27 protein-coding genes and 1 pseudogene are annotated in these 23,318 nt (G+C 40.1%); 3 read left to right on the top strand and 25 right to left on the bottom strand.

The features are described 5' to 3' along the window. Positions 1-660: IS110 family transposase (locus IGI52_RS25085; RefSeq protein WP_438782690.1), on the bottom strand; the 660-nt coding region annotated here is incomplete at its 3' end. Positions 661-1,055: 395 nt separating this feature from the next. Here IGI52_RS25085 and IGI52_RS25080 point away from each other — a divergent pair. Continuing rightward, entirely contained in the window at positions 1,056-1,205 is a 150-nt protein-coding gene (locus IGI52_RS25080; protein WP_164872482.1) for a hypothetical protein, read from the top strand. Positions 1,206-1,595: 390 nt separating this feature from the next. Here IGI52_RS25080 and IGI52_RS25075 read toward each other — a convergent pair whose 3' ends face one another. The 9 genes from IGI52_RS25075 to IGI52_RS25035 all read right to left on the bottom strand — a co-directional run bounded on the left by IGI52_RS25075 (position 1,596) and on the right by IGI52_RS25035 (position 8,574). Continuing rightward, the gene (locus IGI52_RS25075) at positions 1,596-1,907 is read right to left on the bottom strand and encodes a carboxymuconolactone decarboxylase family protein (RefSeq protein WP_438782689.1); all 312 of its coding nucleotides are present in this window, start codon (positions 1,905-1,907) and stop codon (positions 1,596-1,598) included. A 12-nt stretch (positions 1,908-1,919) separates the two neighbouring features. Beyond that, on the bottom strand, positions 1,920-2,333 hold the full coding sequence (locus tag IGI52_RS25070; RefSeq protein WP_438782688.1) for a cupin domain-containing protein: 414 nt from the start codon (positions 2,331-2,333) through the stop codon (positions 1,920-1,922). Positions 2,334-2,353: 20 nt separating this feature from the next. After that, the gene (locus IGI52_RS25065) at positions 2,354-2,869 is read right to left on the bottom strand and encodes a flavodoxin (protein WP_438782687.1); all 516 of its coding nucleotides are present in this window, start codon (positions 2,867-2,869) and stop codon (positions 2,354-2,356) included. Positions 2,870-3,062: 193 nt separating this feature from the next. Next, a complete protein-coding gene (locus IGI52_RS25060; RefSeq protein ID WP_438782686.1) occupies positions 3,063-3,944 on the bottom strand; it encodes a LysR family transcriptional regulator in 882 nt (293 codons plus the stop codon). A gap of 105 nt (positions 3,945-4,049) precedes the next feature. Continuing rightward, complete coding sequence (locus tag IGI52_RS25055) at positions 4,050-5,495, bottom strand: PTS mannitol transporter subunit IICB (protein WP_438782685.1); 1,446 nt, start codon at positions 5,493-5,495, stop codon at positions 4,050-4,052. Between the two features lie 223 nt (positions 5,496-5,718). After that, positions 5,719-6,150, bottom strand: coding sequence for a PTS sugar transporter subunit IIA (locus tag IGI52_RS25050; protein WP_016178576.1), 432 nt, complete (start codon positions 6,148-6,150; stop codon positions 5,719-5,721). A gap of 9 nt (positions 6,151-6,159) precedes the next feature. Then, positions 6,160-7,299 (bottom strand): mannitol-1-phosphate 5-dehydrogenase, encoded by a 1,140-nt coding sequence (locus tag IGI52_RS25045; RefSeq protein WP_438782684.1) that lies wholly within the window; start codon positions 7,297-7,299, stop codon positions 6,160-6,162. Between the two features lie 9 nt (positions 7,300-7,308). Beyond that, on the bottom strand, positions 7,309-7,866 hold the full coding sequence (gene hxlB / locus IGI52_RS25040; protein WP_438782683.1) for a 6-phospho-3-hexuloisomerase: 558 nt from the start codon (positions 7,864-7,866) through the stop codon (positions 7,309-7,311). 12 nt (positions 7,867-7,878) lie between these two features. Then, positions 7,879-8,574 (bottom strand): ribulose-phosphate 3-epimerase, encoded by a 696-nt coding sequence (locus IGI52_RS25035; protein WP_438782682.1) that lies wholly within the window; start codon positions 8,572-8,574, stop codon positions 7,879-7,881. Between the two features lie 243 nt (positions 8,575-8,817). Between IGI52_RS25035 and IGI52_RS25030 the strand changes: the two genes are divergently transcribed. Further along, entirely contained in the window at positions 8,818-9,567 is a 750-nt protein-coding gene (locus IGI52_RS25030; RefSeq protein ID WP_070503909.1) for a DeoR/GlpR family DNA-binding transcription regulator, read from the top strand. A gap of 94 nt (positions 9,568-9,661) precedes the next feature. Here IGI52_RS25030 and IGI52_RS25025 read toward each other — a convergent pair whose 3' ends face one another. The 12 genes from IGI52_RS25025 to IGI52_RS24970 all read right to left on the bottom strand — a co-directional run bounded on the left by IGI52_RS25025 (position 9,662) and on the right by IGI52_RS24970 (position 19,950). After that, positions 9,662-10,069, bottom strand: coding sequence for a MerR family transcriptional regulator (locus IGI52_RS25025; protein ID WP_144325803.1), 408 nt, complete (start codon positions 10,067-10,069; stop codon positions 9,662-9,664). Positions 10,070-10,160: 91 nt separating this feature from the next. After that, positions 10,161-10,778: a flavodoxin gene (locus IGI52_RS25020; RefSeq protein WP_438782681.1), complete on the bottom strand. Its 618-nt coding sequence runs from the start codon at positions 10,776-10,778 to the stop codon at positions 10,161-10,163. 117 nt (positions 10,779-10,895) lie between these two features. Continuing rightward, positions 10,896-11,876 (bottom strand): aldo/keto reductase, encoded by a 981-nt coding sequence (locus tag IGI52_RS25015; protein WP_438782680.1) that lies wholly within the window; start codon positions 11,874-11,876, stop codon positions 10,896-10,898. Between the two features lie 219 nt (positions 11,877-12,095). Beyond that, positions 12,096-12,764, bottom strand: a complete 669-nt coding sequence (locus IGI52_RS25010; protein ID WP_144325797.1) for an HAD family hydrolase — start codon at positions 12,762-12,764, stop codon at positions 12,096-12,098. An 87-nt stretch (positions 12,765-12,851) separates the two neighbouring features. Next, a complete protein-coding gene (deoC, locus tag IGI52_RS25005) occupies positions 12,852-13,514 on the bottom strand; it encodes a deoxyribose-phosphate aldolase (protein ID WP_289866158.1) in 663 nt (220 codons plus the stop codon). Positions 13,515-13,542: 28 nt separating this feature from the next. Further along, entirely contained in the window at positions 13,543-14,436 is an 894-nt protein-coding gene (locus IGI52_RS25000) for an aldo/keto reductase (protein ID WP_438782679.1), read from the bottom strand. Positions 14,437-14,615: 179 nt separating this feature from the next. Continuing rightward, positions 14,616-15,545, bottom strand: a complete 930-nt coding sequence (locus tag IGI52_RS24995) for a sugar-binding transcriptional regulator (RefSeq protein WP_070503893.1) — start codon at positions 15,543-15,545, stop codon at positions 14,616-14,618. Between the two features lie 113 nt (positions 15,546-15,658). After that, positions 15,659-16,123, bottom strand: a complete 465-nt coding sequence (locus IGI52_RS24990) for a PTS sugar transporter subunit IIA (protein ID WP_438782678.1) — start codon at positions 16,121-16,123, stop codon at positions 15,659-15,661. An 18-nt stretch (positions 16,124-16,141) separates the two neighbouring features. Next, positions 16,142-17,386 carry a PTS galactitol transporter subunit IIC gene (locus IGI52_RS24985; RefSeq protein ID WP_070503888.1) on the bottom strand — a complete coding sequence of 415 codons (1,245 nt, stop codon included), beginning with the start codon at positions 17,384-17,386 and terminating at the stop codon, positions 16,142-16,144. A gap of 9 nt (positions 17,387-17,395) precedes the next feature. Further along, positions 17,396-17,692: a PTS sugar transporter subunit IIB gene (locus IGI52_RS24980; RefSeq protein WP_070503886.1), complete on the bottom strand. Its 297-nt coding sequence runs from the start codon at positions 17,690-17,692 to the stop codon at positions 17,396-17,398. Positions 17,693-17,932: 240 nt separating this feature from the next. Beyond that, the gene (locus tag IGI52_RS24975; protein ID WP_438782677.1) at positions 17,933-18,910 is read right to left on the bottom strand and encodes a Gfo/Idh/MocA family protein; all 978 of its coding nucleotides are present in this window, start codon (positions 18,908-18,910) and stop codon (positions 17,933-17,935) included. A gap of 20 nt (positions 18,911-18,930) precedes the next feature. Beyond that, entirely contained in the window at positions 18,931-19,950 is a 1,020-nt protein-coding gene (locus IGI52_RS24970) for a Gfo/Idh/MocA family oxidoreductase (RefSeq protein WP_438782676.1), read from the bottom strand. A 230-nt stretch (positions 19,951-20,180) separates the two neighbouring features. Between IGI52_RS24970 and IGI52_RS24965 the strand changes: the two genes are divergently transcribed. Next, positions 20,181-21,047, top strand: a complete 867-nt coding sequence (locus IGI52_RS24965) for a MurR/RpiR family transcriptional regulator (RefSeq protein WP_438782675.1) — start codon at positions 20,181-20,183, stop codon at positions 21,045-21,047. Between the two features lie 213 nt (positions 21,048-21,260). Here the strand turns inward: IGI52_RS24965 and IGI52_RS24960 are convergent, their stop codons facing one another. The 3 genes and pseudogenes from IGI52_RS24960 to IGI52_RS24950 all read right to left on the bottom strand — a co-directional run. After that, positions 21,261-21,860: a hypothetical protein gene (locus IGI52_RS24960; protein ID WP_438782674.1), complete on the bottom strand. Its 600-nt coding sequence runs from the start codon at positions 21,858-21,860 to the stop codon at positions 21,261-21,263. Position 21,861: 1 nt separating this feature from the next. Beyond that, positions 21,862-22,080 carry a hypothetical protein gene (locus tag IGI52_RS24955; RefSeq protein WP_083291815.1) on the bottom strand — a complete coding sequence of 73 codons (219 nt, stop codon included), beginning with the start codon at positions 22,078-22,080 and terminating at the stop codon, positions 21,862-21,864. Positions 22,081-22,090: 10 nt separating this feature from the next. Then, positions 22,091-23,266: pseudogene (locus tag IGI52_RS24950) on the bottom strand (TRAP transporter large permease subunit); the annotation flags it as partial. Positions 23,267-23,318 lie beyond the last annotated feature (52 nt).

The raw sequence follows: 23,318 nt of genomic DNA, 5'->3' as shown, positions 1-23,318 counted from the left end.
ACGATACTTCCCTAGTTTTTGAATTAGGTTCGCAAACTCTTCTAATGACAGTTCGGCAAGTTGGTCCATTGTGTAATCTTCCGTCATTAGAGTTACTAATGTGGCACTTAAAACGGATCCACCTTCTGCTTTTAGTTCTTTAGAAAGCGTGTTGCATTTATAATAAATGTTTTCGATAAAGTGTTGCTTTGTACGAACCAGCTGTTTAATTAGCTGATAACGCGTTCTAGTTAAGTGTTGGAGGGCAAGGTATTCTTCCTCTTTAATGATGGAGTTGACTTGCCTTTGGATGCGAAAATAGTCAGCGATATAAAAAGCATCAATTTGATCGTTTTTGTTTTCTTCAAAAATATCACGATACTTTTTAATTTTATTTGGTTGTTCAACTGAAACCATAAGGTTCAATTGATTTAACTCAAGATCTTCTTTAAAAAACATAGCTGGATGAAAGCTATATAAAGATGTGGCCTCCATTCCAATCACTAAGCTCTCTATCTCAAATTTTTGAGAAAATTCGAGAATGTATTCTTTGATCTGGCTTGCGCCAAGTTGACTATTTCCATAAGATGCTTCTTTTAAAACAGAGCAAGTTGAATCGTCTGTCATAAAGCAAGCATCTAATTTTTCAGAACTAACGTCTAAACCGACAAATAGTTTCATGTGGAAGGACCTCCTTTCATTGATTATTCGGAAATTGCTTGGGTACTGTGGGATATCCCAGAATCACGTTGTCTAACGACAGCCTCGCATAATAGAGTTTCATTCATTAAACCTCTAAGCCACCCAATCTCTACTAGGATTGGTAGAGGTCAATGGACTCAGCTAGTGTGTTGGAGGTTATACCAACGGTTCGGGTCACAGACTTTCTGTCGCAGTAAAACTGCAGAAGGTGATAGCGTCTTCCCGTAAGTCCTTTCCAAGACTTATTATTCAGGAATATCCTACAGTATCCAAGTAGTAATCGTTATTTTATTTAAACATATTAGGAATAGCCCCTAAGGGCGATTGAAGGAATGAAAGTTTCTTCAAAATATATATTACGAGAAGGTGTGTAAATGGAAAAGGAAGAAGGAGGATCATTAGCAATAGGAATTGCCATGGGATTGATGTTTGGCTTGCTGTTCGATAACCTTGCTTTAGGTTTAGCAATTGGGGTTGCTTTGGGAGCGTCTGGGGCGTTCGCTGTTAAAAATAAAAAAGGATAATCAGTACTACGATCACTATTAAACGAAAAGCTTTTCCTGTCTAAATCCTTTCAATCGTTCGTTTTCCCAACTGTTCTTGGTTGCATTCAGAAGAAAATCAATATTTAATGCGTATTTTTATACATGATTTTTCTTTGCTACAAGCATTCTTTAGGGGGATTTTATGAAATCTACAATTGGATTAGGTAATATTCTTGCGTTTATTCTCTCTTATCAAAGATGGCACAGTGTTCTTTTGGCATTATTCCATGGTTTGTTTGGATGGTTATATGTTTTCTATTATGGCTTTTTCTACTGGGGCAGCTGAGCTCTTTACTTTGTGAGCTACAAAAACTATCGGTACATAAAAACAACGATCCTACTCACTGAACAGGATCGTTGTTTTCACTTTTATTCAAAAATTTCCTTTGCCATCGTAAAAGCACTCCAAGCTTTAGGCCAGCCGGCATAAAATGCTAAATGAGTAATCAATGCGCTAATTTCTTCTTTTGTCACGCCGTTTTCTTTGGCGATTTTTAGATGAGCTTCCAATTGCGGTGCTCCCATGGCTAAAAGCGCAGAGCACGTAATCATACTGCGATCATGAGCCGAAAGCTCTTCCTCTTTTGCCCAAACTTCACCAAATAGCACATCGTCATTTAATGCTGCAAACTGTGGGGAAAATTCTCCTAATTGTTCCCTTCCAGCTGTTTGTTTTTTCATGATATTCTCCCCTTATTTTTCTAACTTGTCGTACCATTCATCACTAACCGGCTCCAACCATTCCGGTGTCCCGGCAGTGATGGCGATGTGTTCGAACCAACTATCTTTTGCGGCGCCATGCCAATGCTTGACCCCATCATAGGTGACGATCACATCTCCAGCCTGCAAAAATTGTGGTGCTTTATTTTCTTCTTGATACCAGCCTTCTCCACCCGTTACTAATAATAATTGAAAGCCATCATGATGAATGTGCCAGTTGTTACGGCAGCCAGGCTCAAAAGTTACATTCGCGACTCCCACATTGATTGCTGCATCAGCAACCAACGATTGAAGGTAGCTTTGTCCAATAAAATATTGTGCGTAAGCTTCATTCTTTTCTCCAATTGGAAAAATCACGCCTTGTTTTACTTCTTGATGTTTTGTCATTATAAATTCCCTCCGATTAATTAGTTTGAATAAGACAGCAGCCAATTTTTTACTGCTGTTTCTGAGCGATCAACTTTTGAACCACGTACAGCTAAACCTGTTTTGATCTCAGCGCCAGAGCATGCCGCCTGCAAATCTTGAATACTTGAACCAAAAGCACTACCTTCATGAGTACAGAAAGGATAGATCACCTTATTCTTCCACTCTTGATCCGCTAAAAAAGTCGCAATGATTTGCGGATAAGTGCCCCACCAATTGGGAAAACCCAGAAAAATGCTGTCCACTTGAGTTAAATCAATTGGCAGCTTCTCATAATCAATCCATGTAGAAGCTTGTTTCTCTTTTTCCGCTTGTTGAACCGCCTCGTCATAGCTTTCTGAATAGGCAATCTTTGGCAATAATTCATAACTCTCGATCGCCAACGCGTGACTGATTTTTTCTGCTAGAACGGCTGTATTTCCTTTAGTAATCCTTTGTTTTGTCCCATTAAGGTAGTTCTCACCAGCTCTTGAAAAATAGATAACTACAGCAGTCATAAGTTCCCTCCTCGATTTTATTTTTCGTTGCATGCGATTCCTCCAAGTAAGTTGTTCACTATTTTCTGTAAAAACATACGTTTTGTGTCTCTATAAAACTACGAAGAGCGCAACTCGCAAAAAAGTCGTACCCTGAACAGCTTCAGAATACGACGGATGCACTACTATGTCTAATACCTATAGAATCATAGCACTATAGCTTAAAAGCATGTTTAAACCGATTGATCAATTCTTGCGCAGCTGGCGTTTGCACTCGTTTTTTCCAAACTAAGACACAATTTGTTTTTATACTGGGTTCCAAAGGAATGAAAACCGAATTTTCTAATTTACGATCAGAAATAGCCCCTTCAATCGCCAATGCCATCCCAACTTTATGATCAACTAACGGCAAAATATTGAAAATCAAATTGTAGTTGCCAACAATGTTTAATTGATCGTATGGTATTTTTGACCATTCTGCTAATAGCTTTTGAACTTCTGATCGCCCAGAACACAAGATTGGCAAACCTTTGATATCTTCCGGACGCAGAACGTTTTTATTGGCAATAAATAATTCCTTCGACGCTAAGAAACCCCAATTTTCCTCTCTTGGCAAACTCAGCACCTCAACTCCATTTAAAACAATCGGTTCAATCAAAATAGCCATATCCAATATGCCCTTTTCCAAACGATCCGAGATATCATCACTCGTACCTGTGACCAAATTAAACCGAATTTGGGGATAATCACTAATTAACTCCTCCAGCATCATCGCCAAAGTATCCGAGTTATCGGCCTCAACACAGCCAATCGTTACCGTCCCGCTGAGTTGTTCCTTGCGTTGAGCCGAAAAAGCCTGCTCCAGCTTTTCATCCAACGTTAAAATTTCCTCTGCTCGCTCTTTCAAAAAAAGTCCATCCTGAGTCAAACGCAACCGATTTTTCTCACGATAAAAAAGTGGTGTACCAATAGTTTCCTCCAATTCTTTGATTTGACGACTCAAGGTTGGCTGAGTAATATTCAAAAATCGTGCTGCCCGCGAAATATTTCCTTCCTGTGCAACTGCCCAGAAATAACGTAAAAGTCTGATTTCCATAATTCGCCTCTGTTTTTTATTTTTCTTTTACTATAACAGAAATTTGTTTGTACGTTTACAAAGCTTTCACATAAAACACCGACGAAAGTTCCGTCGGTGTCGCAATTATTCTTTACTTTTCGCTTTAACAATCTCATTAACCAGTTCATCGATCGCCGGATCTTGCAAGTAATTTTTTAGAGTAACGATCTTCATTTGTGGATGAGCTTTTCGTGTACGCTCTTCCAAGTCTTGATGAACAACCACCATATCACTATCCTTTGGCACATCCTCAATCCGATAATTCTTTACTTCAATATCCGTGATGCCGGCTTTTTGCAGTTTCTTCTTGAAGGTCGTGGCGCCCATCGCACTGCTGCCCATTCCAGCGTCACAGGCAAAGGAAACTTTACTGATGTTTGCTAAGTGCGTACTTTCTGTTTTAGCATTTTCGCCATTCAATAATTCTTTTCCTTCTGATTTCATAGTTTTAGATTTTTGCACAGACTCTTCGAAACTTTCATCATCATCTGGAGTTTTATCTGCTTTCAAGATTACAGAGGTTACTAAAAAGGAGACAGCTGTTGCAATAACGACTCCAGCGATTACTCCAAAAAAGTTCCCTTTAGGAGTTAAGGCTAGGTAAGAAAAGATCGAACCAGGACTCGGACCAGCAACTAATCCTACGTTAAGTAATTGGAATGTCAGTGTCCCAGCCATTCCTCCAGCAATCATCGCAAAAATAGTAATCGGTTTCATCAATACGTATGGAAAATACATCTCATGAATCCCGCCTAAGAAGTGAATAATGATTGCTCCCGGAGCGGTCCGTTTTGCCACTTTTTTTCCAAAGAAGGAATACGCAAGCAATAAGCCCAATCCAGGTCCAGGATTTGATGCCACCATGAAGTAGATGGATTTTCCGGCTTCTAACGTTTGCTGCATCCCTAATGGATAGTACACCCCTTGATCAATCACATTATTTAAGAAAAGGACTTTTGCAGGTTCGTTTATCAAAGACAGCAACGGCAAGAATCCAGTTGAAACTAAAGCTTCAATCGCATTCGTTACGAATTGATTCGCTGATTGAATCGTTGGGCCAACTACTACATAAGACAAGCACATCAATACAAAGCCGATAATCCCGATCGAAAAATTGTTAACGACCATTTCAAACCCAGCTGGGATTTTGCCATCTAAAAAGTTGTCAGTCTTTTTCATTACCCAACCACCAAATGGTCCCATGATCATGGCCCCCATAAACATAGGAATATCTGCACCAATGATCAAACCAATCGTTCCAATTGTTCCTAATACAGCACCGCGCTGTCCGCCAATCATACGACCGCCGGTATATGCTAACAATAACGGCAATAAGTAACTGACTGTTGGGCCGACCAGCTCATTTAACGATTCATTTGGAAACCACCCTGTTGGAATAAATAAGGCCGTCGCGATCCCCCAAGCGATGAACGCGCCAATGTTTGGCAACACCATATTCGTCAAGAATCCGCCGAACGCCTGAACTCTGGCACGCATTGATACTTGTTTTCCTTCATTCGTTACATCCATATCTTTCACTCCTTTTTCATATTAAGGAATTGATTTTTCCCATGAAAAATCAGTTCTATTTTCAAGCCGTATACCATTTCTCTACACCCGCTAAAGCGTGAAGAGAAACTGGCATCCTTTTTCATATTAAGGAATTGATTTTTCCTATGAAAAATCAATTCTCTTTTCAAGTCGTATACCATTTCTCTAATTACGCTGAAGTACCGAGAGAAATTGGTATCCTTTACTCTTTGACTAAATCCAACAGCTCTTCTTCCGTTTTAACATCAAATAATTTTTGGTACCGATCCTCATCACTCAACAGCTCACCAAGATTCGCAATTAGATCCAAATGACCATCTGGCGAATCCGAAGAAAGCGTAAAAAATATCTTGACTGGTTCTTCGCCTGGAAACATAACGGGTTCCTTCACACGGAGAAACGTCAGTCCGACACCTTTGCTTCCATATTCTGGACGAGCATGGGGCATCGCAACCTGTGGCAAAAGAATAATATAATTGCCATTTTCCAACACGTTTTGAATGATCGCCTCAACATAAGCTTTTTCCACGATACCATTGTTCACAAGAGGCTCCGCACCCATTCGAATCGCCTCCTGCCAAGATTCGATGGTGTCGATAAACATCGTATTCCCTGTTAATTGTTCTTTTAACATATGACCCTCCTATCCCATTGAATCGTAGGCAACAACTACTTCCTCTAGCAATTTCCCATCTAAATGAGAAATTGTTTTAATCGTTGCTTCTAAACCTTTTTCTTCAATCAATGCATGTATTTTCTCCGCCTCGGGATCATCTGAATGGCGATAATGATACCCCGCCGTAATCACTTTCACTCCTGTTTCATAGGGCAAACCCAGTGCCTCAAGCTTTACGACAGGAGCGACTAAGCGATCATTCGGTCCTAATTTTCTAATAGGCGAACCGCCTACACGGGTTATCTCATCAGACAATTTTTGATTTCCCTGCCGCTTAAGTGTCTTTTCAATAAAGCGCTCCAACTCGGTCGAATCAAATCGATATTTCTGGACAAAATAAGCGCTATTCTCAGCTAAAAATTGATTCACTGTTTTCACTATCTCCGCGTCTCGGATCGCCTCTTGAATCATTTGATATCCATGTAAGTCTCCTAGATATGCAATGGCTGCATGAGCAGCGTTGACGATGTACAGTTTGCGTTCAATATAAGGCTGCATATCATCAATCAAAACCACCTGCTTCAGTTCAAAAGGCGTTGCAGGGTCTAGCTGCTTGCGATTAATCACCCATTCATAATAGGGTTCAACGACTGCGACAGCCTCGCCCTCAACAACTTTACCAAGTGATTGCCGATCAATCGCTGTATTGACAAAATAAGCATAGTGATCATAAACGGCTGCTTCTTGTTGAGAAAGAGTCTCATAGACCGCTTCTTTTAAGATATTACTGGCATTGATAGCATTCTCGTTCGCCAAAATATTGATACTGCGCTTTTGTTTGAAGCGTTCACTCAAACCCTTGGCAATTGTCGGTGCGATTTTTGCTAAGTTATTCGCTCCAACAGAGGTGGTCAAGATGTCTGCATCTTTAATCGCCGCGATGACTTTTTCTGTCTCGGTAAGACTATTCAAAGCGCTGATTCGATCAACAAAAACAGTAGTCTCCTGTTCGTCCATGATATCAATTCTATAGCCGCCATCCTGATTTAATTGACTAATCAAGTCAGCATTTGTATCAACGAAACAAATCTCAAAACCATTTTGATGTAAGAGCTGGCCAATAAAACCGCGCCCGATATTACCCGCGCCAAAATGTACTGCTTTCATTTCCTTCACCTACTCTAAATTGGCATGATATTGCCATAAGCTGTGCATGTCGATATTTTTTTCTTCCACCATCATCAAAGCGATGCTGTCACCTAATAATAGTAGAGATTGTTCAAACAGACTCGTCATCGGCTGAACCGATGGAATCTCACCTGGTAAAGCCAACTTCGTTTGAACAGGGATTCTAACAAAAATATCCGTATACCCCTTCATTGAACTATTGGCATTTGATCCAATGTGGGCCACTGTCGCGCCAAAACTCTTGGCCTTTTTGGCGATTGCTAATGGAAGTGAGCTTTCTCCGCTGCCAGATCCGACAACCAATAAATCCCTTTCTGTGATGGCAGGTTCAGTAATTTGTCCGACTATCACTGTTTGAACACCTAAATGAGCTAAACGTTTGGCAATTCCTTCTAATGAAAGAAGTACACGACCGACGCCTACAAAGAATACTCGCTCCGCTATTTCAATTGCCGCTACAAGTTGCTCTACCTCCTCTGGGGCAATATTGTCTAAAGTCGCAGAGATTTCCTTTGTAATCTTTTGTTCTACACTTTTAAATCCCACTAGTTTTCCCTCCTACTTCACCAACATTGCTTTATTTATCGCATCTGTCAATAATTCCCGATTTTTCGTTAGTGTATTTTCTGCAATGAATAGGCTTGTACTTCCTAGCACTAAGTTTGTCGCACCTGCGGTCAATAAATCTGGGATTGTCGCTAAGGAGACACGGCCGTCCACTTGAATATCAATCGTTACTCCTTGTTCGTCAACTAGCTTACGCAGGTCAGTAATTTTTTTCAGTGCGTAAGGAATCTGCTTCTCGGCTTTGTTGGTGGCAAATCCTGGATTGATCAGCATCAAGCATACCCGATCAATTTCTGGCAAGACATACTCTAAAACATTCAAGGGTGTCGCCGGATTCAGCGCAATCCCGACTGTTGTTCCGGCATGCTTAATTAATTGAATATACCGATCAACATGCAAGCTAGTCTCGTGATGAAAGGTAATTCCTTCAACACCGATCTTCAGCATCTCGCCAATAAAAAATTCATTGTCATTCGACATGATATGCACATCGAAATTCATCGAAGTGATTTCCCGCATCCGTTTGACCGTTTCAATTCCTAATGGCATGCTTGGACTGAACGTTCCGTCAATAACATCGATATGCAACGTATCCATTCCGATTTCTTCTAATTCATTGATACTCTTTTCCAAATTCACCAAATCTCCGCACATGATTGACGGCGACAAAATAATCCTGCTTTCCATAAGCTTCCTCCTGCTGTTAATACATCGATTTCTCCGGAAAAATCAATGTGATTCGAATGCCGTACATCCTTCGTTTACACCCTCATTGTAATCGCTTAACAAATACAAGTCAATACAAACATGCACATTTTTTCTTTTTATTTGCGTGTTTATGCCTGTATGTTCGATTAAACTCATCTGTAATTGACATAAAAACGCATTCATGGCATCATTAACTGGAAGAAACAAGAAGGAGTGCGCACTATGCTGAAGGAAGAACGTCATCAAAAGATCGTTGATCTGCTAAATATTGAACAAAAAGTCATCGCTAGCGACTTAAGTCATCGTTTTAATGTATCTGAAGATACGATTCGTCGAGATTTGAAGGAGTTGGATGGTCAAGGACTCTTGAAGCGAGTTCACAGCGGGGCTCTTCGAGTAGGACCGCCGATTACAGATTTTTCTTATCGAGAAAATGAGCATAATGAACGAAAAAAGGCTCTCGCTCGCAAGGCCTTGCCTTTTATCAAAGAAGATTCAGTGATTATTATCGATGGAAGCACCACAAATTTAGCACTTGTAAAGGAAATTCCAGTTGATTTTCGTGCAACGATTATTACAAATAGTCCAGCAATTTCTGTTGAACTCGCGCAACGAGCGAACATTGAGGTGATTAACATTGGAGGAATCTTTTATAAGCAATCCATGATTAACCTTGGTGTGGAAACCTACAAATCGTTGCAAAAGGTTCGAGCTGATCTTTATATCATGGGAATTTACAATATTGATATTGAAGCAGGCACCAGTGTACCAACTGTACAGGAAGCGGAAATAAAAGCACAAATGACACAAGTTTCTACAGAAGTTTTGGGTATGATTACAAATGATAAGTTCGGCACAATCAGTAACGCGATCGTTGGCCCCGTCGATGATTTGAGTTTCCTGATTTCAGAGGATATTCCTGATAAAGTACGGAAGGAATATAGTAAGAAGAAGTTGCTTTTGATTGACTAGCTTGTAAACAAATAAAAACCATTGAATCAGAAAGCTGCGTGTAGCTTCTGATTCAATGGTTTTTTTACTAATAACATTTAAGTTTTTGCGCTAACTAACCTTTTGCCGACACAGTGTCATTTGAATGGGAAAATATTTCTTGCTCACATTTCTGGATCATCTGATCGTAATTGTCCAGCTTTGTTTCTAAGCGGGCGACGGTAGCATTGATCAGCTGCTGTTTTTCTAGTAGTTTCTGGTATTCCTCGATTAAAATTTTCTTGCGTTCAACTAACGTGGCATCTCCCAGCTGATATAATTCGGAGTATTTTGCTAAGGAATCAATTGAAAGCCCAGAATCTCGCATGCATTTGATAAATTCGACCCAGTTTAGGTCCTCTTCTTGAAAATCACGAATTCCAGAGTCATTTCTGGTAATCGGAGGAATTAATCCCTCTTTTTCATAATAGCGGATTGTTGCTGGAGTCATTTTAAATTTTGCTGCAGCCTCTGATATGTTCATTTTCTCCACTCCTTTAGTTTGCCAACACATTTAAATCTTAACAGGCTTTGCTCCTATTTTAAACCAGAAACTTCAAATGGTTACCATCGATTTACGGAGCCAACCATTCTTTCACAAGACTGGCCGTTTGACTCCTATCCGAAGAGGTAATGCCTAATCCTTCACTAAGCGTTGTTTGATCAAGTAATTCTCTGTAACGTTCCATAGATTCATTAATAGAACTGCTGCCGCTGGTAAAGAAAGGATAAACTCTCTTTTCCGCTAACCTATTTTCACTGATCCACTTTTCTACTGGTAAGGCCGGTTTACCAAACCAGATCGGTGTTCCAAGAAAAATACTGTCATAATCAGATAAATCAACGTCTTGTTTCACAATAGTTGGTAATTCTCCCGCTTTCCTTTGAGCTTCCACCACATCTAAAACCTCATCATAAACCTCTGGATAGGGTTCAACCGTTTCAATTCGCATTAGTTCACCATTCACCTGTTTTTGAATTTCCTCAGCTACAGCTTTTGTGTTTTCAGTCAATGAATAATACACGATCAGTGATTTCCCTAGATCTTTGGTTTCCTGATTCTGGTTGGGTTCGAGGCTTTCAGATGACTGAGCAATGGACTCACTGTTGTTCACCTCATCCGTATCCGTCGCATTCGATCCGCATGCACCAAGAAATAAGGCAACTGGTAATAACCAAAACAACTTTTTCATAACGCCTACCTCCATTTGCTTTAGTTCTAGCATACCGGCTAAAGTGCACTTTAAGTCAAGAGACTTTTAAAAAAACTGCATCGAAAAACGACACAGTTTCGCGCGATCTCTTAAGATTTAGTCATGACCAACCACTTTATGCGGAACATACGGCTCTTCTAGATACAAAACATCTTCTGCTGTCAATTTGAAATTGACGGCTCCTACTGCCGTTTCAATATGTTTCATTTTTGTTGCGCCTACGACAGGTGCAGCAACAGAATTTTTTTGCAGTAGCCAACCTAATGCGATATTTACACGGTTTGTTTCATATCGTTGGGCTAATTCCGCCACACGATCAATAATCAGCTGATCCTTATCTGCCGTTTCATCATATTTGGCTTTTTGTGCCACATCGGTACTACTTCGCTTGGTTGCTTCAGAGCGATCCCGGATCAACCGGCCAGATGCCATTGGGCTATAAGGCGTCAAGGCAATATTTTCAGATTGACAATAGGGAATCATCTCTCGTTCTTCTTCGCGATAAATCAGATTCAAATGATTTTGCATCGAGACAAATTTTGTCCAACCATTTTTTTCAGCGATCGTATTGGCTTTTTGAAATTGATAAGCATACATCGCTGAAGCACCAATATAGCGAGCTTTTCCTGATTTCACCACATCATGCAGCGCCTCCATTGTTTCTTCAATCGGTGTATCATAATCCCAACGATGAATGATATAAAGGTCCACATAATCGGTCCGCAAGCGTTTCAGACTTTGATCGATCTGCGACATAATTGCTTTTCGCGACAACCCTTGGCCATTCGGTCCGTCAAACATTTTCTGATGAACCTTCGTTGCCAAAACGATCTCATCTCTATTTGCATAATCCTTCAGCGCTTTTCCTAAAATTTCTTCACTGCGGCCCAAGGAATAGACATTGGCTGTGTCAAAGAAATTGATGCCCAGCTCTAACGCTTTTTTGATTAATGGGCGACTGTCTTCTTCCTCCAAGACCCAGTTATGAATCCAATTTCTAGGATCACCAAAACTCATAGAGCCTAGACAAATTCTTGAGACATCTAATCCTGTATTTCCTAATTTTTTATATTCCATCTTTTTCACACCTTTCTTCTACTTTATTAGTTTACTTGTTAAAGTGCACTTTAAGGCAAGCTTTTTTTCTTATCATACAAAGATCTTTCGGACATTACGAAAAAACAGCACAGACTTTTCGTTTACAAAGTCCGCGCCGTTTTCACTTTATTTTATCTAGTTTACTCCACGCCGCTTTAACAAACTTGTTAAACAAAAGACGAACCACTTACTTCTAGATTATTGAAGACAATCAAATGAATACATCCCACCCTGATAAAGTTGAGAAAACGTATCAATCACATAAGTTGGTTCCAAGGAGAACAGCTTATCCTGACAAAACCACTTCACTATCGCACAATCAACTCCCGCACGACTAGCTGATAAAATATCTCCATCCGAATCACCAAAATAGATTGCATTTGCTGGCAAAACATCCAGTTCGGCTAAAACCTTTACGATTCCTTCTGGATCAGGCTTTGGGTGATCAACATCATCGCCAGTCACCACATAATCAAACATGTTTTCCATCTGCAATACACGAGCGGAATAGGCAAATGTATCTCGCCCTTTTCCGGTACAAATCGCCAACTTTTTTCTTTTGTCTCGTAAATGTAGTAAATAGTCTACTACTTCGACATTTTCCTTTACTAGCCGTGGATGCTTCGCTTCATAATTTTCAAGGAAGGTTTGAATGATTTCATCAATCCTTTCATGTGTGCCAAATCTTTTTGTGATCAATTTTAGCTCATTCGGTCCAAACCAGCTTTCGATTTCCGTTTCATCTGCTTTTTCAAGATCAAATTTGGTAAAAATTGTCTCAAAACAATCAAAATAAACTGGTAATGTATCTGCTAAGGTTCCATCAAAGTCAAAAATGAACACATCGTATCGATCTGCTAGCTCCATCCTCTTCTCTCCTTAAACTACTTAATAGAAGAAAAAAACAGAACGAGAAAAACGACTGATTTTCTCGTTCTGTTTTGACCTCAATATCTAAAACTCAGCAAGAATGCTCTTCGTTTTACTGATACCTACCCTAGAGGCTCCTGCCTCAATGGCATCTAGGCAATCCTGCAAGTTGTTCAACCCTCCAGCTGCCTTGACTTTAACCTGATCTGAGACTGTCGCACGCATAAGTCTTAAGTCTTCCACTGTAGAGCCAGATGGTGCGAAGCCGGTTGAAGTTTTCACATATGCCGCTCCCGCCGCTTCCACTAGTTCCGAACCTTTTTTGATTTCTTCCTTTGTTAAATAAGCATCCTCAAGTATAACCTTTACAATTGCCGGACTAGCAGCTACAACGGCTTCGATGTCTGCTTGAACTTTATCATATTCTCCATTTCGCAAGGCGCCGATATCGATCACCATATCCATTTCTACTGCTCCATTGGTATACGCATCTTTTGTCTCAGCTACTTTTTCAAACGTGGTGTGTGCTCCTGACGGGAATCCGATAACCGTACCGATCTTGACATCTGAACCAGCTAAATATTCCCGTGCATAATCTAAATTATTCGGATTAATACAAACGGAAGCACAACCAACTTCCTTCGCAAATTTCAATCCCTCAATGATTTCTTCTTTCGTCAAATGTGGTTTCAAAAGTGAGTGGTCCACGTATTTTACAAATTCCTCTTTGGTCATTTTCATCGTCATAGCTAAATTCCCTTCCTTTTTCACTTTTCTATGGAACCTTATGGCCCTTCACAGCAGTCCAGATCATATACCATTGTTCAGGCGTTAACTTATAGTTCAATGCATTTACTGGTTTTTCAACAAACTTTATTTCACCAGAACCAGTGATCGGAATCATTCCTACTGGATGTGACAGCAGCCAGGCAAAAGCAATCTCATCAATCGAAGTTGCCCCCACTTCTTCCCGAATGATCTCAAGAACCTTACGCAATTCAATCACTGTAGCCTCATTGCTGGTAAAAATCCGTCCACCGGTCAATGGCGACCAGATCATCGGATGAATTTTGAACTCTTGGCATAGATCAATTGTGCCGTTCTCGAAGTTTTCCATGCTCAACGTTGATAGTTCAATCTGATTCGTAACTAAGGGTTGGTCGCAATAGCTTTGTAGCATTCTAAATTGATGCGGTAAATAATTGGAAACACCAAAGGCTTTCACTTTGCCTTGTTGATAGAGATCATTAAAAGCCTCCGCAATCACAGCCGGATCACAAAACCAATCCGGTCTATGTAGCAGCAAGACGTCAATCGCCTCGATCTGCATTTTCGCTAGTGATTTTTCAACCTGACCAATAATGTATTGCTTGGAGGTATCGTAATACTTCACTCTAGCAGCTTCTGAGGGATAAACGATGCCGCATTTCGTCACGATCTTCATTTTTTTCTTAAGATCATCACGACCAGTCAGCATTTCCCCAAAAGCTTCTTCTACCGTATAGTCACCATAAATATCTGCATGATCAATCGTTGTGACCCCTAACTCTAAGACTTCCTCAATGAATCTGGTAAATTCATTCTTCGTCAACTTCCAATCAAGAAACCGCCAAAATCCTAAGGCAACCCGAGATAATTCAACTTCTTCAGTCAATTTTACGAATTCCATAATTTAGCTCCAATCGTCAATTTTGTTCATATGCACATAACTTAATCATTTGCTCAAAACCATCATATGTGGTTTTCTCATTTTTGTCAAGCGCTTTCATAAAACTTTCTCTCAAGCAAGCAAAAAAAGTGTTTTGAGACACCAAAAAAACAGGAATCAAAATGACTCCTGCGTTTTTTTTACTGCATTAAGTATTCAGCTGTCTCATGATCTGTGATCAAAGTATCCACAAAGCCTGCTTGAACCGCCACTTTAATTGATTCATGCTTATCAGTTCCGCCAGCTAGACAGATTTTTTCGGGTATAGCTTTTAAATCCTGTTCAGTGATGCCAATGCTTCGATCCGTGAGATTTTTCAGAATCAATTCTCCCTGACTATTTAAGAAGGCAATTGAAATAATATCGCAAATCGCCCCACCTTCCTTAATATCCATCAGATCTCTATCTGAAAAATAACCAGCTCGATGAATCGAACTCTCACTAAATGCAGGATTCCCTAAACTAAAGACGGCTTTATTGGCTTTCCGGCTTGCGGCTAACACCTCTTGAACATAAGAATCCTTCACTAAGCTAGTCTTATCCTCTTGTGAATCCACAAAGGCTGGCGCTAATAAAGAAAGCGAAGTCCCATTGAATCTCTTCGAAAGATCTGACGCAATCGTGTTCGCATGAAGATTCAGTTCACTTTTACCATGCCCTCCGATGATTGGCGAAAACTGGACTTTCTTTTTAAAATCTCCCTCACAGTAAGCCACCATTGAACGCATGGTGGTGCCCCAGCCGATAGCAACCTGATCCCCAGTGCGCAGAGAATTATTCAAATAAAAAGCAGCGGCACTAGCGATCTCATTTTTCGTATCATCAGTGACACCAGAAACGACAATGACATTGCGCAAGTGGTACTTCTCTTCTATTTCTCGTTCTAAATCAACAAATATATTCCCAAAATCAATGGAAATCTTCACAATTCCCCGATCCTTTGATTTTTGCAATAAGCGGGAAACCTTCATTCGAGAAATCCCCAACGTGTTGGCTATTTGCTGCTGAGTTAATTCGCGATTATAATACATATCCGCAATTTTAATAAGCTGATGCTTTTCATTATCCAAAAAAAATCACCTGTTTCTTTGATTCAATCAAGAAATTATAACATGATTATGATTACCTTGTCACGATAAGGAAAATGGGCTAAGAAGTTGACTATTCTTCGCCCATTCCTTAATTAACCATTAATTTGTGCGTTTAGTCGCAACTGAATATCCTTTTTATTCATCATTTCTAATAACGAATCCATCAGTTCCAGGTCCGCAAAGGTTGCGATCATATTACTTAAGATCACCACCTGTTTTTTCTGTTCCGCGATTCCTAGAATGAACACAAATTTTGCCAGAACTTCTTGTCCGGGAATTCCCATATGCTCAAAAACAACCTCATTACGAAGTCTAATAAAGGCAATAAAGCTTTTTTTCACATGCTCTGCGTCTGTGTGAGGAATCGCGACAGCCACTGGTTCCGTCTGCAAGCCGGTGGCAAAAACTTTTTCCCTAGCCATAACAGCTTCTTGAAAACTTTCTTTGACCCATCCGCCTGCTAATAATTTTGGACAGATGAATGCAAAAAGCTCGTCGCTGGTTTTAAACTGTTCATCTAAAAAAATCAGTTTCTCAAAAAAGAGGGTTTTGCCCATACTGCTCCTTCCTAACTATCAAAATATTGAGAACACTTTGACCAGCACCCAAGTAATGAGGTTTGCTCGGTCTAAGTTCCCGATCTGTGATGCACCTTCTGGTATCTTTACACCAGCATCCGCCGCCATTATGGTTTCAGCAGGCGAAAGGTTCGTTGCAATCAATAAAATACAAGCCATAACGATCGTTCCGATGATAATGGAGCGAATAACATTTCCTCTGGACATCGCCGTAATCAGACAAACGATGAACGGAATAACCGCTAAGTCAGCAAAAGGCAATAACTGATTGCCGGGAATGATAAATGACAGGACGATCGTGATCGGTACTAAGATCAACCCTACTGCGATAACTGCCGGATCACCCAAGGAAACCGCCGCATCCAAACCGATAAAGATTTGACGATCACCAAAGCGTTTTGTCATGAAATCTCTTGCCGCTTCAGAAATCGGGATCAGCCCTTCCATCAAAATCGCCACCATTTTTGGCATCAAATACATGACCGAAGCCATCGTAATCGCTAAGCCTAAAATCTTGTCTAACGCTAAGCCGCCGAAAATACCTAGTAAAGCTCCAATGATCAAACCCATCGACATTGGTTCGCCAAAAATACCAAAACGTTTACGAATCGTTTCTGGGTCGGCATATAATTTATTGATCCCCGGAATGCGATCAAATAGCCAATTCAAAGGAATCACTAGTGGCATAAAGCCCAGAGCCGTCAAATGCGGCAGAGAGATGCCAGGCATTTTAAAGAATTTTTCGATATACGGTTGCGTATAATCCGCCAAAAGAAGAGCGATGACTGATGCCACTCCCGCAGCTACCAAGCCCCAAACAATACTGCCGCTTGTTGCAGTAACAGCTGCACCAATAAAAGCAAACTGCCAATAATTCCATAAATCTACGTTCAATGTTTTTGTTAGCTTAAACGTCAGCATGATAAAATTGATGACCAGAACGATCGGGATGACCAACGCCGAGGCTACCCAAGCCCAAGAGATGGAGGACATTGCCGGCCAGCCAATATCGATAATTTTAAGATTCAATCCTAATCGCTCAGTCATAGCTTGAGCCACTGGCCCCAATTCACCTGTAAGTAAATTGATGACCAGATTGATCCCGGTAAAACCGATCCCGATCGTAATTGCAGCACGAAATGACTTGGAGAACCCGGCTCCCATGATCAGACCAAAAACAAACATAATAATCGGCAGCATAACTGCCGCCCCTAATCCTAAAATCCAATTTAGTATTTCCATGTGCTCCTCCTATTTTGAAGCGATCGTCGACATTTTATCTAAAATCTCCTTATCTGTTGCCTCCTTATTGATTCCTGTTAAATAATTAATTGCAAACACATAAGGGGTTGTAATTGTTTGCGGAATTTGAGTACTAGCGACGATTAAGTCAAAATCTGCCGCAAGCTTTTCTACTTCAACAACCTTGACTTGTTCCACTTTCACATCATAGCCTGCATCTGAAACTAGGTCTTTAACACGATTGGCAATTACCGTACTCGTCGCGATCCCGCTACCACAAGCAATTAGTATTTTATACGTTTTCATTTAGAATCTCCTTTCGCTTCAATTTGAGCAATTGAATTATGATCATTTGAACAGTTATTAATCATATGAACAATTCTATTATAAGGTAGCGCTTACATTTTGTCAAACCTAGTTTCAAAAAAGATTAGAAAAAGAAAAATAAAGGATTATGAGGTCAAATATCTTTCGAATATAAATCGTCATAAAAAAAAGCACAGACTTTTCAATTACAAAGTCTGCGCCGTTTTTACTATATTCCAACTATCCCAAAACAATCCCTGCATCCTTAATCGCTGCTTCGACAATTTCCATAACGATCTTGCTATGATCCAGCTGATTTTTAACAAATGTCATATCCTTATCTTCAATCACCTGATTGAATAGCTTGAATTCATCAAACATCCGATGGGGATGATCCTTGTGATCAAAGGTTTCGATGTCGCCAGCCAATGGTTGTGTGCTGTAGCTATCCAAGGTGTTGGTTGGACCATTGACGATCACTGATCCTTCTGTCCCTTGAATCGTCGAGCGAATTGTTGCTTCAGAATCTTTGGCGCCGATACAAACTACTTTTACATTCCCATAATCCAGCAGCAGCATACCTGACGTGTCGATATCCCGTTCAATGTTGGCATAGTACTGTACTCGTTCTGGTTTTCCTAATAAACCAACAACTAAATGAATATTGTAGATATTGATATCCATTAACGCCCCGCCGCCCATTTTCGGATTAAAAGCGGGCAAAATTGTTCCTTCCTTAAACGCATCATAGCGGGAAGAGTATTGTGAGTAGTTGCATTCAATGATTTTCAAGGTGCCAATCTTTTTAACAGCTTCTTTAATCTCTTGGAAATTTTTCAAATATTGATTCGTAATAGCCTCTACTAATACCAGATCTTTTTCCAGTGCTAGCTGTTCTAAATCCAATAATTCAGCTGCCCTCAACGTAAATGGCTTCTCGCAAATCACGTGCTTTCCAGCTTCTAGTGCTTTTTTTGCAAAGCTGTAGTGCAGGTGATTCGGTACTGCTACGTAAACCGTATCAAAGGCATCACTTTTTAAACACTCATCAATATCCGTGTAGGAGGCTTCGATTTTGTATTCTGCTTGAATTTTCTCCGTTTTTTCCTGACTTCGTTTTGTGCCCATGATAGCTTTCAATTGAATCTCCGGTAAATCCTTCGTGATTGCTAAAAACTCTTGAACAATTTTGCCAGAACCAAAAATGGCTAATTTCATTGCTACTCCCTCTTTCTCTGCTATTTTGAGACTTGTTGGATGCCTTTTTCCAGCATTTCGATTTGCAGCAGCGTTTCTTCATCTTTGACGGCTTTAGGTTTGCCGTTAATCAACGTTTCATAGATATCTTCGTAGACACGGCTATAATCGCCGATTTCTGAAACGACCTTCTCTTCATGAAACACGCCTCCGTCATCCATATAAGTCAGCGTACCATAATGCTCAGGCAAATCAATCCCGAAATCTTCGTTTTCAGGCATATAAAACATTTTCAGGTGCTCTTCTTGACGGTCTTTTGTTTCCTTAACAAAAACACCTTTTTTCCCGTAAACCACAAAGCTCGGACGTTCCTTCAAACGGAAATAGCTAGATTTCACCGAAACCTTCATCCGACCGTAAAACAGATCCAGATCAAAGTAATCATTCATTCGATCATCGCCTAAAAGCTGGCGTACTTCATAATGCACATCATCTGGGCGGCCAAAATAAGAGATCACCTGATCCAATGTGTGGCAAGCATGTCCGTATAGATAGCTTGTTCCGATTGAAAAATGCTCAACACTTTCAGGAACCTCTGGCCGGAAATAATCATAGTGCATCTCAACTTCCAATAAATCTCCCAGCACACCACTTTCGATTACTTTTTGTACGGTTAAAAAGTCTGAATCGTAGCGACGGTTTTGGTAGCACTGAATGAATAAGCCTTTTTCATCTGCTAAACGGAATAATTCCTTGGCTTCCTCAGAGGTTTCAGTAAAAGGCTTTTCGATCAGAACATTTTTCCCGTGCTCCAAGACTTCTTTGCCTAATTTGAAATGCAATGGACTTGGCGTCGTTACGACAACTAATTGAATTTCTGGATCATTATAAATATCGTTGATGTCTGATGTATAATTGGTGTCAGGATTTTTCTCCCAGGTAATGCGGCCGCTAGGTGAATAGATGGTTTTGACCTTGATTTTGTCGGTTAATTTAGTTGAAAATGGTAAGTGATAGCGATTAGTGCTTTTGCCGTTTCCGATATATGCGATAGTTAACATGAATAGATTCCTCCAGATTTCTTTTGATAACTTTATTATATAAGAACGACTCCTCCTGAAAAGAGGATTCAGTAAAACAGGTCGTTTTATCCAATCTTTCGTATGCATACGCATAAATTCTGAACATTTTATCCAAAAAAAGCTTCAAAATGAGGCCGTTTCTTCTGAAATCGGTGAACTTGCGTTATGATAGAATGGATGGTAGTTAACCTAAATGAAAAGGTGATGGAATGTTATTAATCGATAAATTACGAATGCAAAAGGATCTGACCAATACGGAAAAACGGATCGCTGATTATATCTTACAGAATTTAACAACAATTCCAGCAATCAACGTCGCAGATCTCGCAAAAAATACCTATACCTCCCATTCATCAGTGATTCGCTTAGCTCAAAAAATGGGGTTTGACGGCTTTCGCGATTTTCGAGTGGCGGTTTCTGAGATTGCCCATAGTGACATTTATCGATCGAACCCTGTCGATGCCAATTTCCCGTTTTTACCACAAGACTCAACCAAAGAAATCGCTAAAAAAATTGCCGATTTGACCATCAACACGGTCCAACGCACCTATGCTCAATTAGATGATAAAGTTCTTGATGACGCAGTCGATCTATTGGCTAAGGCCGAACGAATCTTTCTATTCGCCCAAGGAGATTCTCAGATTCGGGCCCGTAGCTTTCAAAACAAGCTGGTGAAGATCAATAAATTCTTGATCATTGCAGATGAATACGCAGACGAGGATTGGAATGCCGCCAGCCTAACCAGTAGAGATTGTGCGATTTTCATTACCTATCGGGCACGCGTGCCGCAATACGAACGAATGATGAAGCACTTTATAAACGAAAATATTCCTGCAATCCTACTGACAGGCAACAGACAATCGAATTTGATTCCTCTGGCATCCCAGTCAATTGTCTTCACCCAAGAAGAAATGGATTATGTAAAAGTCAGTACCTTTTCTTCTCAGGTAGCTTTTGAGTATATTTTAGATACACTTTTCTCGCTATTATATGCGAAGGATTTCCAGCAAAATCTTACCGACTTCAAACGAAAAAACGGTTGGATCGAAAATGGGATATTGTCAGATAATCCGTAAACCACAAAAAAGCGAATCTACTTTATGTTCGTTAAGTAGATTCGCTTTTGAACTTTACGATGATATCGATATTATTTATTTTCAATGATTCCTTTTGTTTGCTCTTAGATTCGCTAAACACAACTATAATAATAAAATCACTTAAAAAAAGCGTATCGAAATACTTAATAATTTCTTATCCCACACATGATTATTCGCTATTTAAGACATGCCTTAAACACGCACTTTTTCTCCAATCATCTCATAGACGTCCTCAGCAATAATTCTTCCATCTTGAAGATAATTGTTTAGCGTGTGAACGAATGGCCGTTGGTTGACCGAGCGAATGTTCCTTAATGGATAATACCATTCTTCATGTTTCTTTTTGCAAATCGAATGATCAAACACAGCTACATTAAGCTTTTGCGGCAGTAATTGCTGAAAAATATTCATGGTTTCTATTTGGATACAATTGTTTAGTAAGATATAGGTTCCTAATTTCGTTACTTTGGCTTCTTTCTTTTTTGGAACAATAGTGGATTCTTTAAAATATTCACCGCCAGCGACAACACGATGTCCGATACTATCAATCTCATCCAATGAATCAACCACCGAAAAATAAACTAATTCCGCTAAAAGGGCTTGTACAGCTTTTTCATGATCAGTGATAGTTATTCTTTTGGTATCATTCAATGTTTTCCAGTGAAATCTCCGGAAGCTGCTTTTTTTGCCAATCGACTCAAAGATTCCAGAAGCAAGCTCTTTTCCTTGAGGAAGCTGGAATAACGCCCATTTTAAGCTATACCTGCCTGCATCAATCGTTAAAATTTTCATTTTAATGATCCTCCCCTTCTTTTAAATATGAATAAATCCAACACAATAGACCTGTTAATCCAGTCAATGGAAAGATCCAAGAAAAATAGCTTCGGGCGGCAATAACCAATGACTGATTAAAAAAAATCAACCCAGCGATTTGTGTACAGACAAGAATCAAGCCACCGAAAAAAAATAGTACGAATCCAATTATTATGAGATACTCCAAAATTTTCTTCATTATCTTCTCCTTATACAAACAACGGCAAGAAACCCATCGCGATCAACCAGCCAATCAGAGTAATCGGGAACACAAAAAACTTGATCAAGGGATAAAAGGTGGCCTCCGGTTGGCTATCGGTAAGTCCTGCGGCAATAAAAATCGAGCCTGAAGCTGGTGGAGATGCCCCTTCTGTTGAGGCAAAAACAAGGATTGCCACAACTGCCTGCAAAGCGGGAACGCCGACACTGACTAAAGCACTAAAGGCGATCAATCCGATGGAAGTCAATGTCGCAGTTGATGATAACGGTCCGGCAACCAACACAACTAACAGACCTACCAGCAGTACCATAATCGGTTTTGCAAAGTTCAATTGATTGAATACTGCTACCAGCTCAGTTGCCAAATTCAACTGCGCAAACAACTCACTAGCTGCAAAGGCAAACAGCAGAATCCCACCTATATTCTTATAGTGTGGAAAAAGGGTTTTGACCAAATAAGAAGGATTCGAAATATTTTTCCTTAGTTTTTTTCTTCCCAGAACTAAAATAATGGAAATCATTGAAATTGGAATCCAAGTTAATAAAGAAATATTAGATAAAGCCTCTTCCATTTCTCGTTGATTGAAAAATTGACGCACCGGTCCGATCGTAATCAAGATCGGAATGATCGCCCCCAGAAAAACTATCAAGGAAGACCAATAGTTTTTTAAAGCTTTCCTTAATGTCAAATGATGCTCAGAGCAATCCACAGAAATTTTCTCTTTACGCATCAAATACAATACTAAGAAAACTCGATAAACGACTTGATAGATTCCCGAAACGAACAGTCCAATATACAGCTGTCCTTCCGTGATCAAACCGCTGATCTCGGAGAACCCCAACATGATGAACATTGAGGCGCTCGGCGGAAAACCAGCACCTAGACCACCATTTCCTGCTAATAGAGTCGCGGTCGTTTCTCTTTTCCAACCGGTTTCGATCATCCATTGAGCGGTGAAAGTTCCTGAGGTTGCGGTATTCGCCGAATTGGAACCTGATAGCATTCCAAGAATGGCAGAAAGCCCAATATTGACAAAAGCCGGTCCCCCCCGCAACCTTCCTAACAAAGACTGAAAAATCTCTAAAATGCCTTTTAAAAGCTCTGACTCCTTAATCAAATAACTCATTAAAACAAAGGCTAATGATGCAAACAATACCTCGTTCGATAATGCGCTAAGAAAACCTCAGGAGAAAACCGCTCCTGAGGACTTTTTGTTT

The sequence above is a fragment of the Enterococcus sp. DIV0187 genome (genome assembly GCF_051713785.1).
Taxonomy (GTDB): Bacteria; Bacillota; Bacilli; order Lactobacillales; family Enterococcaceae; genus Enterococcus_A; species Enterococcus_A avium.
This window is presented reverse-complemented; position numbering and strand designations above follow the sequence as displayed.